Source organism: uncultured Aquimarina sp. (assembly GCF_947492115.1).
In the GTDB taxonomy this organism is placed as follows: Bacteria; Bacteroidota; Bacteroidia; order Flavobacteriales; family Flavobacteriaceae; genus Aquimarina.
Window position 1 is genome coordinate 1 of record NZ_CANLMM010000054.1, and the last position, 389, is coordinate 389.

Here is a 389-nt window from a genome sequence, read left to right on the forward strand (position 1 = left end):
CATAAAAAAACCCTTCATTGTCATAATGAAGGGTTTTCAAGGAAGGCGGCGACCTACTCTCCCACGATTGTAGTACCATTGGCGCTAACGGGCTTAACTTCTCTGTTCGGAATGGTAAGAGGTGAGCCCCGATGCTATAACCACCTTAAGCCGTTTGTTAATAGTAGTTAGTTATTGGTTAATAGTATTTAAACTATCAACATCTAACCATAAACTATTAACCAATATTGTTGACATATTGATTTAAATATATAAAATACGATGAGCTTTTCACTAAAATACACTTGTTAAGCAAATCTCCACCTTGGTATCGATACTTCAATACCAAGGTGTGCGCATAAGCCTATGGGTTATTAGTACTACTCGGCTATGACATTACTGCCTTTACA

At 37.3% G+C, this 389-nt stretch carries 1 rRNA gene; it reads right to left on the reverse strand.

The window, feature by feature from the left end:
* Positions 1-40 precede the first annotated feature (40 nt).
* A 5S ribosomal RNA gene (gene rrf, locus Q1A73_RS24495) occupies positions 41-148 on the reverse strand.
* Between the last annotated feature and the right edge of the window lie 241 nt (positions 149-389).